We start from the raw sequence: 19,196 nt of genomic DNA, 5'->3' as shown, positions 1-19,196 counted from the left end.
AAAACATAAAACGCAATAAAACGGTGCTAAAAAGAAATGCCGTTAAAAAAATACATCTCTAATCTTTTACCAGCAGTCAATCGCTAAATAAAAAAAACATATGGAGTTTGGCTGTAAAATCAATGGAGAATTAATAAACCTGCACATTTTAGCAAGATCGATCAATACATCCCACTATACCGCATTTCTTTTATATTTTTGATTTCTTATCGTAAAAAATAATTGGCAGTGTTATAATTACTTTGGTCCCTGTTTGAATACCATTTCTCTTTAAATCAACAATTTCAAGATTGTATCTCTGTTTTTTTAATTTATTGAGAATTTTAAATCTTTCTGAAATTATTTGTGTAGCGTACGATTTATGATGTTTGTTACTTTGAATTAATTTATCATAATCGGTTTTCTTAATGCTTCTCCCTATTCCATTATCCTGAATTATAATTTTCAATTGATTGCCGTTACTTTTATAAATCTTAACCAGCAGCCTCTTTTTTCTATTACTTGGAATAAGACCATGGGTGATCGCATTTTCAATAATTGTCTGCACGACCATCACAGGAATCTCAATCTCGCTTAATTCTAGATTTTCTTCAACATCATAAGTTATTATCAACTCATCGTTAGCCCTAATTTGTTCAAAATCTAAATAAATTTTAATGTAATTTAGCTCATCCCTTAATGATGTAGTATTATTTCTGGTCATTTCTAAAGTTGATCTCATTAGAGTGGAAAATTTGCATAAGTATACGTTAGCCTGCTCGGCCCCATTTATAAAAAGTATGCTTTGCAAATTATTTAAAGCATTGAATAAAAAATGTGGATTCATTTGATTTTTCAATGACTTCAATTCTAATGTGATGAGATCAAGTTCGAGCTTATTTGTCTTACTCACTCTAATTTTAAGATGTTTAAGAATGTATCCCAAAAAAAACAGACATATTACGATACACATATAAGAAAAGACTGTTTCCCAATCCCAAAAGAAGGGACTAATTCCAAAACAGACTTTATCATAGCATATAAGATTTTGTGTTCTTAAATTTTGAAATAAAATCCTAAACAAATATTCCGCTGATGTGGAAATACCGCCTTTACGGCTGCAGCATGGGTAAAACAAGCTGCCAAAATATGATAGGGGGCCTTTTTTAAAATTCGTTTGCAAAAAACAGGTGCAATAATGATACTTTGAAAAGCAGATGCAGCCTGTCAAAAAAAGCAAACAGAATATTAAAAAACTTCTGTGCAGGCGCGCATTAATAAAATGCAGAAAAAATGTTTTCATTTATAGTGTCCAGTTTAACCAATACGTTTTAAAAGCATACTCATTGTCTTTTCAATGGAAGCAAAAATGCTTCACTTGAAAAATCATAAAAAAATACCTTAAGAATGGATGGAGAAAATAAAAGTATAATTTCATTATGCTAATTTGAAATTAATCTCATGCATAAGTCTTTGCCTAATGATTTTAGATTTTAGAATACATATATATTGGATTGGTAATTAAAAAGCTTAGCAGTTATCACCCTATTTCTTTGAGCCTCTGTTTATAAAAGCCCCCTTTTGCCCTGCAGTTATTAAAAAATGTTTAAATTGAAAAATCGGCACGCATCTTCTTTTTTCCAGCCAGATAAAAATATTGATTTCCTGCATTTATCAGCGTACTCCGACTATGCTATTTCTCTACTTCTAAATGACTGGATCAAAGCTAAATATTAAGATTTTCCATTCACTTTTTTAAATTTGGGCACATGTTTTTTATAATTGCAGCTTATGCTAATAATTAGTAAGTTTAAAGATTTAAGATATGTCAATAAAAAAAAGCACTAGACTGAAAACAATTACTTCATATAATTATTTAATATGATTTCATTTTGTCGCATTTGCATTCGCAATTAGAATCACTGGTTCCTAATTCATTAAGATAACGAAGGTAAAAACCTCTTCTGTCTTGTGTTTTAGCATTGTCGGCCTGATTACATTCCAATCCTCCATTAATGATATTAATAGTCATTCCAAAACCAGGTTTGCGCCCTGCATTTATATCATTTTGCGTTGGCTGCCATTTACCTGTTATCACATCATGACATGAAGGTTTTGGAGACTGGGGAGTCATCCAAAAGCATATTGCCGTCTGAAATGCCAATACAGCATCTTTGGTTACATTTCCGGGATTTTGAAGCAGCACATTTTTGTCGCCATAAAGCATTTCGCTCATTTTCCCATAGTTATAGTTCCAGCTTAATTGGATGGGTCCGCGCCCATGATAAGACTGTCCGGCAATGGCAGGATAATCTTTAGCACTTTCGTCTATGTAGCTAAGCTTGTCACCATTTTCATAACCAACTTCTTCACGAAAATGTAGCCCCCATGAAAAAGCACCGCCTGGAGCTGTACTCCATCCTCCCGTAGTTTCATGCGATATATTTGCAAAAAAAGCAGCTAATTCTTTTTTACGAACGTCAGTTGAACCCTCATTTAGGAAATTTGCGTAATCAACTTCTTCTCTAATAACAGAGGCGGTATTCCATGAAGCACTGAAATCTGGATCTTCTCTTATCACTTTTGTAATGTTGGTTGATTTTTCCGTGCGGGTAATTTTTTGAAAAAAACCTTTTCTTTCAATAATTATCTTAATATTTGAAATTCCGCTTACGGCTTTTTTTAAAGCTTCATAGGTGTAAAAATCTTTCTGAGGGTTCACCGTCCAATTGTTAACCGCTTCTGCCCCATAACGGTATGGAAATAATAGTAAAAATTTATCTTGACTAATAAGTGATGTTATGTCAGCCGTTCCAGGATTTGGATTTGGATTTGGATCTGGATTTGGATTTGGATCTGGATTTGGATCCGGCTTTTCCCGATCAGACTCTTCTTTTTTTGGCACATCATTATCACAAGATGATGATAAAATAAAGAAGCAAAATAAAATAGGCAATAACATGAATAATTTAGTTTTCATAAAAGTTTTTTTTTACGTGTTAATTTATATATAATATTTATTAAGATTTATTAATGTCTAATAAGCTTAAAAGTGGCGCTAGTTTTAGCTTTTAATTCCAAAGCATCTTTTGTATGCTGGCTTTAAAAACCTCATTTTAAATCCCAGTTTTATACTGCCAATTCAAGGTTTGTCTTTAATTTAAGAAAACCAGCTCGGCATTAAGATCATAGCACTTTAGAATTACTTCAGAATGGAATGCCTTAAAGCTGACAAAAGTACTTCTGCATTTGGGTTTTAAAAAAAAATATTGGATCTAAAAAGTACTGTCATGAAATAATAATTGAGAAACAAAGACTAATATCAGCTGTTTTTAAGCTTTAACACTATTGTAATTACTCCACTAAAGAAAAAATGTTCCGCATCGTATTAGTCAAAAAAATGCAGATTGCGCGATCTGTAAGGCACTTTGACAATAGTTTTATTTGGGACTAAAACTCAGTCATGGAACATGAGGGCGTGGCTGCAGAACTAAACTCATTAGTTTTAAAGAATAAGTTAAAAGGAAAATTTCGCCTGCAATGCAGATGGCATGGCGCCAGAATGATTAAGAAGTTCTGGACGGTTTTTCCTTTTCGTAGGATATTATGGCCTGACCTTGTATAAGGATAAAATAAAAAACAAATTCTCAAGCAGGTAAGCTTTGATCTTTTTTAGATATTTTAGATTTGGCACAATAAAAAAAAAGGAATTTGGCCTCTGACATTTAAAGACATTTTCAAAGTTTGGCAAATTAAGGAATTATGGAAATACTGTTTTTACTTTTTTTCTGTTTTTATGCGGATATGCGTAATAGTAAAGTGAAATTTTGCTTTTTTTTATGAATAAACTGAAGGCAGGAGTCTAAAGATGTCGTTAAGACAGTGTGATATGCAACATTAAAGTATCGGATTTTATATTTTTTGATTAAAACAGTGCTCACTGTCTCCGTTTTTCAAATGCTGGACCTAATTTGCATCTTACCTTTGCAGTGCTATTGATGCTTTGAGAGGACTTTTGTTTTGTGGTTTTTAACAATCTAAGAAGATTAGGCTTTTGAATTAGGTTTACATATTGGTATTTTTATTTTGCCGAGTCTTCTTCAGGTTGTTTTATGGAATGTGCATTATTATTGTTTTGCCATCTTTGTAAAAAAGGGAAGGGCATTTGATTTTTGTTTCTCAAAATCTATCCCTGTTTAAATTTTAATAATGTTTATTCATTTTAAAATCTTGCTTTGAAGATTTTTTTATGGAAATTATCAAATATTTATTGGTCTCATCTTTAAGGATAAAAAATGAGTCTAATAGATTCCTAGTAAGTGTTTCTGTTTTTTTTTAAAATTTCATCTATGGATTGTTCTGAAAAAAAGAAGATTTTAATTTGTGACAGTCAAAATTTTGTTTCCAAAATTGTAAAAAAGAATTTCGGTGAACAATACGATATTGAAAGATCAGCGTTTTTTGTGCCTATGGTAATGTATGATGATTATGAAAATTTTCTTATATACATAATTTATAATGCTGAGGAATTTAGTTTGTTTAAAAATATTTTTAACAAAAGAACCATTACGATTGTCTGTGTTTTTAATAAAAAATTGACAAAAGAAATCTCGCAATTAAAAAAAGGCGATAGTTTTTTTATTTTAGATGGTTCGGATAAAACTAAGAGAGACATAGTGCTAGAGTTTAATGAATTTTTAAAATATTCTATTCATGGCCATAGGGAATCTATTTTAAGCCAAAATGTTTCCCGGAAGTATAATTTGTAACTCTCTCTGCCGAAAGCCTGCCTTTAAATGAATCCGTTTTATCTTTAAATTTGGTTTGTATTTTAGATTCTGTGCTATCTGAAATGTAATTTTTAAGTTTACATTTCAGATATTTTTTATTTTTAAAAGAATGGCTTTTATTGCAATCTATTTATAATTTAAATATACTATTTAGAGATAGAAGAAATTCAAGTTTCATGCCATTTGGCATTTTATTTTGCACCATAGCGGCCACTACTTGGGACAAAGAAGAAAATTTCTTCCTTATCCCTTTTTTATTTAGCCCTATCAGCCTGTTAATACTGTAGATGAGATGCACTACTTCATTAACTCTAGCGGTTCGAAACCCGTTTTCTGAGATTGTAAAATTCTCAGGAAAAATCGAACCTAACAAATCTCTTGATTCAATCCAGTTGCCGTTTCATAATATTCATTAAGCTTCATAAGATTCTCCACCCCTGTTTTTAAAAGCTCTTCCATATCCTTATTCTCATCATCAATGCCAGATAATTTAAGTTCAAACCTTCTTAGCATCTCTCCGTAATCTGATTTCATATCTCGTTAGTCAGAAGCCTCAATCTGTTTTGTTGCCAGAAGATCCCTTGCATTTGATATTCTGGTTTCATAAACTTTGATCTGGCTTATGATTTTAGTTTTTTCTTCCAATACATCTTTGATCTGTTCCTTATAACAGTCGCCGATTACATTGGCTAAATATTTTTGATTTCAGGAATTGGCACATACTTTTTCAGGTTCTGTATAAATATCTCATTGGCCGTTTCCGAACATATCCTGTATCGGCAACCAGCACTTCAGTGGTAATAAGAATAATATTTATAGCAACCTTTAGATATGCTTCCTGTGAGTATTTTTCCGCAGTCGGGACAGATGAAAAAAAACTCTCAGCGGAAAAGGCTTTGCTAAAAGAGCTTTTGGAAGATATTTGTGGGATCTCCCTTCAGGCACATCCTGAAATTTATAGAAAAGCACTTCCGAAATTAAAGCTTCGTCCTGTCCTCTTGCTAAAGTGCGTTCCTAATCCTTATATTTAGGAACTTTCTTGCCGCAGTAAAGGGGATTGCGGATCGCTCTCCAAAAATGGTTCTTGCCTGCTTTAAGCCCTTTTTCTTTTGCCATGTGAAGCACCTGTTCCGTATTGAATATACCTTTGGAAAGTTCTCCAAAAGCCCATTTTAAAATAGAGGCTTCTGGCTGGTCGAATGCAATATATTTTGTTCCGTCTTCTTTTACTCTGTTAATATACCCTATTAGTGCAATCCCCATATATCTACCCTCTTTTCTAGCTCTTCTCATACCGTGAAAGGTATTCAGGGCTCTTCTGTCATTCTCCACCTCGGGAGCAGCAAGATAAAAAGCCAGCATCATTTTGTTCTCCGGTATTGAAAGATCTAAAGGCTGTTCTATCGCCTGAGGCTCAACTCCCAATTTTCTTAGCATACTGATCATCTGGTAAGCATCTCCTGCATTTCTGCTGAATCTGTCCCATTTGGTAAAAAGGAGAAGATCAGTTTTATTCTTATGCTTCTTTAGATCCGCAAGCAGTTTCTTCCACTGCGGGCGGTTGAATGTCTTTGCCGAATGGTCTTCATAAATTACATGCCTAACTTCAACTGCATTTATATCGCAGTATTTTCGAAGCATTTCTTCCTGATTTCTCCGTCAGTAGCCACTGTCTGTTCATCGTCACTCACTCTCACATATAGCCGACCTTAAAATTTCTGGAGGCAAAATTTAAAGAGAATGAAATAAAAAACAGTCAGGCATATATCGTTTGAAAAATGCGGGAAATTTTATTGGATAAAAATGTAATTCCTGCTGAGAAATTAGCAGAAGCTATTGATGAAAAAGGCATTCATACCGTCTTAAAAAAAAGTCAGAAAGGACAGCTGTACTGAATTGCATATGTCTATCATGCAAACCGATGCGTTGCCAGCGGAAGCAGTCTGGGAAAAGAATTCAGCATAAAGGGAATTCAGGAAAGCTGTGCAATGAATATTCTTGCTCTTGAGAGAAATTGCAAAAACACTATTTCAACGATTTCTGAAAACTTCCAGAATTATATCCACTTTTTGTATGCGCATCCAATTTAATTGTAGAAATAGCTTATAATTGGGTTATTTGAAGATGTTTTTATATTTTTTTGTGATTTATGTTCATTTTTGCTTTTACACATTTTTATTGTTTTAATATCTGATCAAAAAGTCCTGTTTTAAAAAAATCTTTGCTGCTACACTTATTTTAAGTATCGTTATTCTTTTTTTTCTTTTTTCTGGTACCATATAGTTTTGTTCGAACTCCTCATGCTTTTATTATTCTTTAATTTTGAACTTTTTAAGAGGCTTGTTTTCATAAAAGACAACTTTACTGTTTATTTAACTTGTTCTGTCATGTATTTGATTGTATAAATTATAAACACTGGCAATATCGATCAAAATAGGTTTGGAGCTTGGATTATAATCGCTGCGAGTCTTTCTATGATATGATAGGTTTTCGATTTTGGAGGATGCTAATTCATCGTGAGGTGTTGTCCCTGATTCTAATGTTAGATTTAACGGGTACTATTTGACAGGCAGTTATGTCTTTAAAAGTAAAGCCAGACACCACGAAGCTTCTTAGAGTAATTATATTAAAAAATTAACATACAGAATCGTTTTATAGCGCAACAATTTTTGAAAAAATTGCGTGCAAGTTAGAATAACAACTGTATTACTATATAATTTAAACATCACTATTGTGATTTTGCAAAATTTATCTAAATGTAGTTATAACTTATAAGTCAATAAAAATGAATAGAATCGAAACAAATAATTATGCTGAGAATAATAAAAGCGCAGATCTTTACGCCCTTATCTTTATAATTCTTTTTTTTGCAATTGATTTCTTACCTAATTTTAATATTTCGGGCATTCAATATCCCCAGTTTTTAGAATTTTCGATTTTAAATATAATCATGTCCGTCTATTTTTATTTAAAACCTGAATTTATTGCTGTAGACACTTTTGACTTTTTAAAAAACAATTCTTTGCTAAGAATCTATTTAATATTTATTCTCTTTTGCGGCCTCTCGTTTTTCGGTGCAAAAAATGCTTCACTGGTTATTTCAAATTTAATTGATTTAACGATTATATTTTGCTTAATAGTTAATTTTTCGATTTTGCTTAAAAATAAACTTTACCTTATTTACAAAATCATTCTTATAGTAGGCCTCGTTGCTATTTTAAAATCTGGTTATGAAATTTATAAATTTAAACAGATCGCCGATCACTTTTCTACAGGCGAAGCATTGTCAAAGATGTTTGGCAACACAGGAAACATCAATATTCTTGCCGCTACTTTGAATTTGAAAGTCCCTTTTTTACTTATCGGGATTACCACTTTTTCAGGCAATAAAAAATTGTTCCTATTTGTGTCTTTATTATTGGTCACAATCGTCATTTTATTAACCGGAGCTAGAGCGGCAATCATTAGTTTGTTTTTAGTTTATTTTATTTTTATATTGTATTATATTAATACATCTTTGCCGTATAGACAAAAAATTGTTACCTGTGCAATTTTAATTTTCCCGGTTTTAATCTCTATTTATATTGCAGATATTACATTCAAGCATTCTGAAAACAGACAGCGATATTCTTCCATAGAAAATCGGATTGGGCAAATAAAAGGTGGAGATCAGTCTGCTAATTTAAGACTTCAATTTTGGAGGAACGCAATCAAAATGACTCAAGCTAACCCAATTTTAGGGGTTGGGTTAGGTAATTATATTGTAGAATCAATTCCTTATGAAAGAGATAAAAATTCCGATGCTACCATTTCTACTCATACTCACAATGATTTTTTAGAAATATTTGCAGAAACAGGCGTTATAAATGGATTAATTTATTTTTTCTTATTTGTTTTTTTATTTTTTCTCAATTTTAGAAACGTTATAAAGCCATTTAATGACAATTCAAGGATTGTAGCTATATTAACTTTAATGATGGTTATTTCTTATGGAGTCGACTCCTTTTTTAACTTTCCAATGTTTAAAGGAACAATGGTTATTTCTTTTTGTTTATTGGTTGTATTTACAATTTTAAACAAACCTCAACAATCGAAATTAGAATTTAGCACCGGGAAAAATAATATTTATTTGCTGTGTGCCTTAATTGGAATAATACCAGCGTATTTTGCAATTTTGGGATGTAAAGCGGGTTATCTGGAAACTGAACTGATTCTCGATAAAGATGGAGATAAAATAAAAGGAAAACTCACCGGTGACTATATTGCGAGCCAATTACCCGTATGCCCAAATATTTTAAGTACGTCTCAATCTTATTATGAGTTTGCTGCTCGTTATTATACACATGAAAAAAAGTATGATATGGCGCTTAAGTACTTATCAAAAGCTGAAAAAATCAATCCTTATTTAGGAGGAATTGCGATGGAAAAATACCTGATATCTATCGAAAAAAAAAATACGGACAGTGCTTATGTATATATCAAAGAAAGTCTAAAGCTACGCCCTAAAAATTTGAAAGCTTATCAATATGCTCAACATTTAGCAACATTGAAACACGATACTTTAGAAATTTTACGGCAGCATCAATTAATAACAAGCCATGTAAGAAGTCCAGAAGCATGGAACATCGCAGCACACAGCTTGCAAATTTTATGTTACGATGAAAAAAAACTGACTGATTTTTTAAACAAAGCTGTTAAAGAATTTCCCGATAACAGTATACTGCGCCAAAGGAGGATTGCAATTCTATCAGCAATCTATATCAAGAGAGGAGAAGTGTTTCAAGATCAAAAAAAGTACAAGAAAGCGTTAGAGAATTATCAAGAAGTTCTAAAGATAGATCCTGATAATGAAAATGCTCTAAAGCGAATTGGGGGAATTTATTTTAATTTAGGCCGCTATGAGAAGGCCATAGCCTTCTTTTCGCAAGTTCTAACATATGAAAATCCCAAAAATAATAGCGGTAGAATAGAGTTTTTTCTAGGACTTTCTTATGATAGAAAGAATGATAAAGAAAAAGCATGCCAATACTTTAATCTTTCAAAAGCCAAAAATTATCCTGAGGCTCAAGCTTTATTGGATAGAAATTGTAAGTAGAAATTCATTTGGTATAATTAGCAAATCCTTTTAAAAAAAAGTTGGTTGTCAAATATTTGCAAACAAGATTATATTTCGAAACAATTTAAAAAACAAGAAAAAGATGCTTAAAAAGACAAAAAAAAGCGAAAAAAAGCGAAAAAAATCTTAAAATGTATAAATTTTCTCAAGCATATATTTATATATCCAAAAAACTATTTTCCAAAGTTTTATATGCTCGAGAATACAAATAAAATATGTTCGAGCACATTTCATTAGCTTTTTACTTGTCTAGTAAAAATAACCGATAGTTTCTTAAGAAATTAATCTTACAAAGAGAATTAATTAAGAAAAAAGATGACTGCTTTTATCTCTTAAAAGAATGGATCAAAATAATATGCAAAAAGCCTGCAATAGGATTGAAGTACAGATGAATTTCCAATTCGCAAAAAGCCTAAACCTGATAACAAAAAAAATCAAAACAGCCCCCCAAAAAAAAAAAAAAAAAAACGATCTTCTCAAACCTCCGTGTCAATTAATTCATTTGCCAGTTAAAAGAGAAATTATATAACCATAAACGGAATGAAAAAAAAATTTACTTTACTGGCAACTTTTTTCGCCATAGCTGGGTATTCGCAAACTCTTGCGGACAGCATAAAATCAGTTAAATTAAAAGAAATATATATTCGCACTGAACGCTACTTAAAAACAAATCAACTTATTGAACGTATTTCCCAAAAACAAATAGAGCTTCAAAAAAGCCAAAGCATGGCTGATATATTGGCCAATACAGGAACGATAACTGTTCAAAAATCCCAGCAAGGAGGCGGGAGTCCGGTAATCCGAGGTCTTGAAGCCAATAAAATTCTGCTATTGGTAGACGGGATTCGCATGAATAACCTTATTTACAGATCAGGCCACCTTCAAAATGTAATTACAGTAGATGAAAACATATTAGAACAAGTCGACATTCTTTTTGGACCGTCTTCCACTATTTTTGGAAGTGATGCACTAGGTGGGGCCATCAACATGAAAACCAAAAATCCTATGTTTCTCTCCCAAACCAATAACAAATTATTCTCGGGAAATGTAATGGCCAATTACAATAGTGCCAACGAGGGATTAACAGAATATTTCGATTTGAATTTCGCCGGAAACAAATGGAGCTCGCTGTCTTCTTTCTCATACAACAGTTACGGAAATTTACGCATGGGGGCCAATGCCAATGGTGAATCTTTTGGGGAGCGCCTAAAATATGCAGAGACAGCAAATAATGTTGATTATTTGGTAACCAACAGTAACCCTCTTATCCAAAAATTTTCAGAATACAAACAGTACAATGCCATGCAAAAAGTCATTTTCCAACAAGATGAGCACACGCAACACAGCTTAAATTTGCAGTATTCAACTTCCTCAGACCTTCCCAGATATGACCGTTTGACAGATACTGCTGGCTTTGATTTGAAATATGCCCTTTGGAATTACGGACCGCAGAGAAGATTTCTTTCTGCTTATAAATTTTCAAAAAATAAAATACTTTTTAATAGTGACATGAATTTAGGATTGAGCTACCAAAATATTGAGGAAAGCAGAATTACCCGAAAATTCAACAATGACAATACTAAAAGCCAGATTGAAAAGGTAAATGTCTTTGCTTTAAATGCCGATTTCGGCAAAAAACTCGGCCATGGAGATTTCCTGTATGGCACTGAAATATTCTATGATAATTTAAATTCGAGCGCAACTAGTGCTAACCGGATCACAGGAGTGGTAACCCCCACGGATACCAGATATTCCAATGGCAGAAACCATACTTTCAAATCGGATCTATTTGCGGCCTACAATGCAAGCATAAATGAAACTACTTTCTACAATTTGGGGGCACGAGTAGGTTATGCAGCATTAAAAAGTACAATCGAGGATAATACATTTCTTAACCTTCCTTACGATAAAATCGTACAAACTAATTTTACTTATAGTGGCAGTGCAGGGATTGTAAAAAATAGCAGAAACGCTAAATTTGCTTTGAATTTAGCATCCGCTTACCGGATACCCAATATCGATGATTTAGCAAAACTCTTCGAATCTGCGCCCGGTACTTTGATTGTTCCTAACCCAGACATCAAACCCGAAAAATCATTAACCTTAGACTTAACTGTCACTTTACGCCAAGGTAAAAAAATTCAGTTTGATAACACTGTATATTGCACCAGACTGTTTGATGCTATCATTACCGATAAGTACCTATATGGGGGTCAGAACTCTGTAATCTATGAAGGAGTGCAAAGCGAAGTTTTTGCTATGCAAAACAAAGGCAATGCTTATATAGCCGGTTTTTCATCAACCCTAAATGTGTTTATTACAGAGCCTCTAAAGGCGTACGGTACAGTTAATTTAACTAAAGGAGAAATTATGGAAGACTCGGCAAACAAACCATTAGACCATATTCCCCCCTTATACGGAAAGGTGGGCTTACAATACAAAAAAAAAATAACATGCCTTGATTTTTATATGCTTTTCAACGGCAAAAAAAAAATCAATGATTATTTTTTAAACGGTGAAGATAATGAACAATATGCGCCTGTAGCCGGTATGCCAGCATGGCAAACTTCCAATTTTAAAAGTGCCTTCACAATCAATAAAACCCTCACTATCTACGTTGGTCTTGAAAATATCTTCGATTTACAATACAGGACTTTTGCCTCTGGTATGAACGCGTCGGGAAGAAATGCGTCTCTTGGGGCCAAGCTTCATTTTTAGAGAGCTGCATTGATAAGAAATTCTTTTTAATCTTATAAAAACAGATATGTGCACAAAAATCAAAGCATTGAAAAACATTCCTTTTCAATTATCCTCAGCACACAGCTGTTTTTTTGTCAATAAGAAAAACAGACAAGATACTTTGAGTTTTAAAACACAAGCGATTGCTCAAGAGAATTACTCTCTTGAGCAATCGCTTGCTTACTATAATAAACTTTTTTATAAACTTCTAGATGATTTTTTCAGTACTAGACCATGATTTAAATTAGTCTATTAGAAAAAAACGAACAAAGTCTTTTCAACTACTTAAAGCAACTTTCTTTATAATAAGCATCTATCTCTAAATTAAAGTGTGTTTTTTCTCCGCCAATCGAGTGTTTTTCATTTTGAAGGCTTCAATTATCTATACTCATAAAGATAAAGTGATAAAATCAGCTATCAGTTTATTTCATCTAGCGTGCCCTATAAACTTCTATTTATTTACCTACTAAGAGAACAAAAATGGTTTTGAAGGCAGAAGCTTACGTTTTTCCGCTACCCTAAATATCCCATTCTTTGCTTATTGCCCCCTTTTGCGTCAATGAAGCTTATCTGTCTTTTCATGATAAAAACCAAGTTTACTTGAACTTAACTCAAAAACAGACCCCATCATAAATAAATATGATGGGGTCCGTTCAAGCAGCCAAAACAATATTATTCCATAAGGAGTTTTGCACTAAAAGTATCATTTTGGTTAACAATTTTCAAATAGTAAACACCTTTAGGCGCATTAATCAAAAGCTCATTTAGACCTTCTTTCAATGTAGCATTTACCGCTAATTCTCCAAGGCTATTGTATAGAAAAATTGTCGAATTTTCCCATTCTGCAGATACCGATATTTTTAGGGGCGTATTGCTTTTTAAAGGATTCGGATATACCAACGGCTTATCGTTAGTTTTAATTTCATTTTGTTCTAACGAAAGTGTGCTGTCTGAAGCATTTTGACTCAGTGCCATCTGTCCCAGAGAGGTCAAAGTAAGTCCTGTTGAAAATGCTATTGCGGCACTGCTTCCGGTTCCGGTTCTTGAATCGCCAGTATCCAAAGCCGCTCCCCAACTCGCACCAAAATCGTTAACATTCCTTTTATATAATTTATACGTGCTAGCTATTGATGATGAAGTATTCAACGCATTATCAGTAAATTTTAATTCTGATAAATTAGTAAATATTTGGTTGACACCATAATTATCTACAGCCCAATACGTTTTAAAATTTAACAAATCATCTGGTAATGTATCCGGATTGACTGACGATTTAGAAACCCAAACATCTCCATTAGGAACTTTGAAATCTGTGAAGGTCATAGACAATCCTGTTGCAGAAAAGTTTTTCACTCCACTGGATGTAACGTTAATTTTCTCACTCACTCCGCCAAATACTGGAGCTGTAGAAATATCATGACTAAAAGTAGATCCGCAATAGGATAAATAACCACTCCCTACCTTATTCATAGATATTGAGCCTAAGTCTTCATTAAACTGATAATAGGCTACTAATCCTGTTAGGATAGAATCTCCCGCATTGCTTTTTGTTAAGTGCCTCCATTTTCTTATTTCTTCTGTTGATAAAGCCCTGTTCCAGAAGCAAACCTCATCTATTTGAAAATTAGCAACACGATTATTGTAGCCTCTGCCATAGGTTCCTAAAAACACATTTGTTATGGTTTCTGCTGTAATGGTTCCTGCAACACTGCTCGCTACACCATTAACGTAAATAGTAACACTAGTACCGTTGCTAACCAATGCAACATGAGACCATTGGTTTGCAGGGGCAATTAGGCCAGAATTCCAACTCCAATTGGGATGAAACCCAATGGTATTATTTCCATTTAAAAAGTTAATACCAAAGGCATTTGGAGAATTTTGAGCCATAAAAATAGCACTATAATCGGTTTGAATTCCGTTTGGTTTTATCCAACAAGAAAAAGTTAAAGCATTATTACTAAGGTTTAGATTTGAAACATTCAGATAATCCTGCCCTGTTGCCCCTTTTAAATTTGCAGCCTTTCCCGGAATGGTTTCTACTGTCGAGGTTCCGCATTGATTCAAGACCTCAACAATTCCCATGATGGTTTGGGTATCGGTTCCGTAAGCATCTGTTACTGTAAGTGTGGCGTTGTATTTACCATTAGGCGCATTGGCATAGGAAACTTCAGGGTTTTCAAGCGTTGATGTTGCCGGTGTTCCCCCAGGAAAACTCCATGACCAGGTGGCACCTGCATTACGAACCGTCGAATAATCTTTAAACTGCACTTTCTCCAATTGAGAACAGGTTACTTTACTTGTACTGGCAGAAATCTGAGCTTTAGGTGGAGATATTTCAAATAAATTATTCTCAAAGGCACCTCTTGATGTCCCAATTTTTAACTTGTTTTCATTATAATTTATAAACATAAATCGAACATCTGTTTGTGGTAATCCGTTCCCAAGCATAACCCAATTAGCCATGGTATTATTTCTGTAATAAATACCGCTTTTATTGCCTACATATACCCCGCCATCTGAACCTCTTTGAAAAATAATTTTCGTATTGGGATTCATTGTCAAAACAGGCTGGGTAAGATTAGTCCACGAAGGAGTTCCTGTCAAAGCATTACTGGTTTTTAACACCTTACATACTAATTGCACACCGCTGTAAGTAATCCAGACCTGGTTTGGGTCCACATCGCTAACGGCGATATCAGACATATTGGTCATATTACCACTAGCCTCCAGAGATGGTGTTATGTTAGTCCATGTTATCCCCGCATCTGAAGTTCTCCAAAGCTTATTGTTACTCAATCCCTCAATAACATACATATATTTCGGGTCGGTCATGCATATTTTTTCTCTAAAAACATCACTATCAAATGTTTTGACTATAGCGATACTATTGCCGTTATCCTCGGTTTTTATAAGCGAATTTTTCCAAGTGGCAAGATTTGGATTTCCTACTGGCTGCTGTCCAGCATGGTGTGTGATCATGGAGTAATAATAATTCGGATGGAACTCAATTGAATTGAAATAAGAATAAACACCTCCTAAATCCAGAAAATTGGACTCGTTTATCAAAGCATGGATTCCTGTTCTAAAATACCTGTAATTGCTGTATCCCTGACTATAAATATACCTGTCATCCAGTGGATTCACATCGGTATTCCCCTGATCAGCTCCTGTCCCATTATACCATATGAATCCATTACCCGCCTCTTTTATCATTACTGGCCCATGATTGGCTCCTCCCGCTACAAGATTGGTTTTAAAAGCCGAACCAAACCCCCATAATTCATGATTGCTGATACTGTTTGTTATCGTTGTATTGGTACTTCCTCCATCCAAAGACAATACAGACTCTCCATCTGTACCGATCATGACCCTGTTGTTTACCATATCCAGGGATCGAAGGTCTGAATGCATACCTGTTGCGGCTTCTGTAAATGAAGCCCCATTATTTACCGAAAACCAATTTTTCTGATGGCTGTATGATCCAAAAACCAACTTGTTCTCATTGGTTCTGTCCATTGAAATATCACCATGATGTACCTCATTTGGAAAAGTGCCCGTAATCATATTAATGCGTTTTAATTCTTCTGCACCAGTAGCTGCATTTAGTTTGTATAATGATACCGCATGATGACCATAGGAATCCGCCCCCGTACCAATTGCAACGTAAATGGAAGCCGCATTATTGGAAGGAAGCAGCAGCTTGGCCCAACCTATTACCTGCCCATTTGCGGTAGGATCTAAAGTTATAGTTGACAAAACAGTAAAAGTCAGTCCCGAATCAGTAGAACGGTAAATAGTCGATATTTTATTGTTTGTTGTACTGATAAAATAAACTGTAGCGGCATTTGTTGTGCTCCAATCCAGCATTTCGCTATTTGCAGAACAATCTCCAACTATATAATAATCAGGCAAACCACTAACTATAACTGTCCAAACTGTCCCTCCATCATTAGTTCTGTATATTTTATCACCCCATCTTGCAACAACTATATTTGGGTTTGATGCAGACACTGCAATATCATAGGCAGTTCCTTCATAAGTTGCGCTTGTTAATGTTGTAGCAGTCCAGTTTAATCCACCGTCTGTAGATTTTAGGAGTTGTTTACTACTCAAAGCATACACCGTATTTGGGCTTCCTGTGCAAACATCAATATCTCTATAGGCTTCATCAGGAAAATTGGAATCCGTTAACGTCCAACTTGCTCCTCCATCACCAGTCACCCATAATCCACCAGTAGCAAATGAAGCAAACATTTTTTGGGGATTGGTAGGATCTATTCTGTTGAGATATACATAGCCCCCATGATTTCCTCTGCCGGAATACGTTGTAGTGGCACTGTTTACCGGTCCAAGCAAACTCCAGCTACCAATAGTTTTGGTTGTTGTTCCAGAAAAGACGTTATTGGTTCCAATATTGGATCTAGATGCATCAAATGGAGGACGGGATTGTACAAACCCCTCCTTATCCAAATAAAAGATATTTTCTTTTATCCAAGATTCACCTATCTCCCGTGATTTACTCTCCTCCCACCTGTGGTTTCCAAAATAGGCGTCAAATTTTTCCTTGATTTTAAAATAATTCGCTCCTGGTCTCATTCCTGTAAACCAATCTTGGCTTTTGTGTTTTAATTCGTATTTTATATCTTCCTTTTCATCTTCTTCTTTTTGAGCATTGGATAAATTCATTGCTAAAAGCAAACAAATTAGTATTATTTTTTTCATAATTTAAATTTTTTTTAGTATTCATTACTTTCAAATATTTATTTTTTAACATCATGTTTGGCCACTAATTCTTTTCAAAATTATCCTAGTTTATAGACGTAAACTTTCCGCGAAGGCTTTTTGAGCCTTCTGGCTTTTGAATATAGTACTATCTTATCAGGTCGAAAGAAAAATTACAGGCCCTCTCTATCCAAGTAGAGTTTTAAGTATCTCAAAAAGAGGAGGTATTAAATAAATAGAAAAAAAAAGAATATTGCTTTCTTTTTTTTGTTTGGTTAATAGTCCTGCATTTACCGGGCAGAGTTGTTTTTTCATAATATTGCTTTTTGCTGGTTAATGATTTTTCTATATACTGGTTAACATCAAGTACAGCTTTTAATGGGGCATATCTTTAACGTTTTAATTTACCTCAAAACCAAAGAACTATTCCGATTTGGTGTACACTGCAACTGGTTTGTCTAATGTTTTTTACTTAAATTAGGTTGGTTTTCTTTTCAGAAAGTCTCCAACCTTCTAATTCCTATTAATCAGGCCAATCTCGATGAAATAGACAGGATTTGTATAAGGTCCAAGAAAAATATCATCTATACATTACAATACTTTTAGTTTTGTCCTGCCCCTTTGCATTTCAATTCCATCGGATAATTACTCCTATTTAGTCAATTCTCCTGAAACTGTTTTTCTTTTTCTAATGGCATAAAGAATCAGATTCCCAATCATAACTGTCTTCGATTTCAACTTTTTATCAGAAGCAACAGCTTTTGAAGAAAATGTTTTGGTCTTTGCAGTTTGAGATTCTTTTTGCAGGAAAAAACAAATTTCAATTCAGTTGTTGAAGCTGTTTTTTCCATTTTTGTCCAACTTTATTCCAAGTATGAATTCCCTAAACAAAAGTAAGATTACTAATGTCTTCAATCTGGTTATCGTTTTTTCGTTAAAAAATATCAGCCAAATTAATATCTACCAATCTATTTAGGCTTTCCATTGCTTTGATAGCAATAGAAGGTTTGGACTGATCTAATTGAACCAACTTATCGTTACCTTAAGCTTCTAATTTCGTTTTCTGCTCAGCTCAGTCAATTTAGAGTAAGGCTGTTATACAATTTAGTTGAAAAATAACCTAACACACTTCCGCAATAGGCTAAATAAACATAGTAATCCTTTTCTTGTTAGATTTTGGTTTTAAAATTAGAAATGCAAAATTAACATTACGGAAAAATGAAGAAAAAAATATCAAAAAAAACAAGTACCCGATAATTCTAAATTTTAATATAAGAAGACTAAAAAAATCTTTATGATTGGAAAAAATAGAGGCATCAATATAAGCTACTCAATCAAATTCAAATAATACTGTGATCTGATCTAGATTAGATTCTTCGACAGTACTTTTATATTTTAATTGAATAATAAAATTTGAAAGAATTGAATTCAAATAAATGGAAGTAGCTAAAAAACAGATGCAACATATCCACTTTTATTTTTCATTAATCCGTGAAGCACAACTAAACAGATATTCATAAACCACTTTTTTACAGCCAACTACCTTCTTCAATAGATATTACTAACCTTAAATTAAAAAACACGCATAGTTTGTACTGAAATATTTAATATATGCTCTAAATTTGGTTCTCCCGAATCTGTCAGGATTAAATATAAAACCTTAAGCAATTCAAAAGTTAGTCCGACAATTTACTGAATGATTTGAAAATAGGCATCTCTGGTCCAAACATTTGATTCTTTCCTAGCTTATGTACAATTAAAATTCCCCCAATATTCTTTTGGCCGATTCAAAATTTTTAAAGCCTAATCCTTTTTGGATGCTTTACGTGATGAAACGATAGCCCTGT

General features: G+C 33.5%; 9 protein-coding genes. 3 read left to right on the top strand and 6 right to left on the bottom strand.

Going from position 1 to position 19,196, the window contains the following annotated elements; all coding sequences use genetic code 11:
- Positions 1-190: 190 nt before the first annotated feature.
- A complete protein-coding gene (locus M0M44_RS11080; protein WP_256469815.1) occupies positions 191-952 on the bottom strand; it encodes a sensor histidine kinase in 762 nt (253 codons plus the stop codon).
- Between the two features lie 903 nt (positions 953-1,855).
- Positions 1,856-2,959, bottom strand: coding sequence for a chitinase (locus M0M44_RS11075; RefSeq protein WP_248729806.1), 1,104 nt, complete (start codon positions 2,957-2,959; stop codon positions 1,856-1,858).
- 1,369 nt (positions 2,960-4,328) lie between these two features.
- Here M0M44_RS11075 and M0M44_RS11070 point away from each other — a divergent pair.
- Positions 4,329-4,748: a hypothetical protein gene (locus M0M44_RS11070; RefSeq protein WP_248729805.1), complete on the top strand. Its 420-nt coding sequence runs from the start codon at positions 4,329-4,331 to the stop codon at positions 4,746-4,748.
- 387 nt (positions 4,749-5,135) lie between these two features.
- Here M0M44_RS11070 and M0M44_RS11065 read toward each other — a convergent pair whose 3' ends face one another.
- The gene (locus M0M44_RS11065) at positions 5,136-5,303 is read right to left on the bottom strand and encodes a hypothetical protein (protein ID WP_248729804.1); all 168 of its coding nucleotides are present in this window, start codon (positions 5,301-5,303) and stop codon (positions 5,136-5,138) included.
- A 480-nt stretch (positions 5,304-5,783) separates the two neighbouring features.
- Positions 5,784-6,410, bottom strand: a complete 627-nt coding sequence (locus M0M44_RS11060) for a recombinase family protein (protein ID WP_248729803.1) — start codon at positions 6,408-6,410, stop codon at positions 5,784-5,786.
- Positions 6,411-7,554: 1,144 nt separating this feature from the next.
- Here M0M44_RS11060 and M0M44_RS11055 point away from each other — a divergent pair.
- Together M0M44_RS11055 and M0M44_RS11050 are read left to right on the top strand one after the other, a co-directional pair.
- On the top strand, positions 7,555-9,864 hold the full coding sequence (locus M0M44_RS11055; protein ID WP_248729802.1) for an O-antigen ligase family protein: 2,310 nt from the start codon (positions 7,555-7,557) through the stop codon (positions 9,862-9,864).
- A gap of 561 nt (positions 9,865-10,425) precedes the next feature.
- Positions 10,426-12,603 (top strand): TonB-dependent receptor plug domain-containing protein, encoded by a 2,178-nt coding sequence (locus M0M44_RS11050; protein ID WP_248729801.1) that lies wholly within the window; start codon positions 10,426-10,428, stop codon positions 12,601-12,603.
- A 693-nt stretch (positions 12,604-13,296) separates the two neighbouring features.
- Here the strand turns inward: M0M44_RS11050 and M0M44_RS11045 are convergent.
- Positions 13,297-17,349: a LamG-like jellyroll fold domain-containing protein gene (locus tag M0M44_RS11045; protein ID WP_248729800.1), complete on the bottom strand. Its 4,053-nt coding sequence runs from the start codon at positions 17,347-17,349 to the stop codon at positions 13,297-13,299.
- A gap of 186 nt (positions 17,350-17,535) precedes the next feature.
- Positions 17,536-17,664, bottom strand: a complete 129-nt coding sequence (locus M0M44_RS23785) for a hypothetical protein (protein WP_256469805.1) — start codon at positions 17,662-17,664, stop codon at positions 17,536-17,538.
- Between the last annotated feature and the right edge of the window lie 1,532 nt (positions 17,665-19,196).

Origin of the sequence: Flavobacterium humidisoli (assembly GCF_023272795.1) — a bacterium.
Taxonomy (GTDB): Bacteria; Bacteroidota; Bacteroidia; order Flavobacteriales; family Flavobacteriaceae; genus Flavobacterium; species Flavobacterium humidisoli.
The sequence above is the reverse complement of the archived record's forward strand: the minus strand, read 5'-3'. Positions and strand labels throughout refer to the sequence as shown.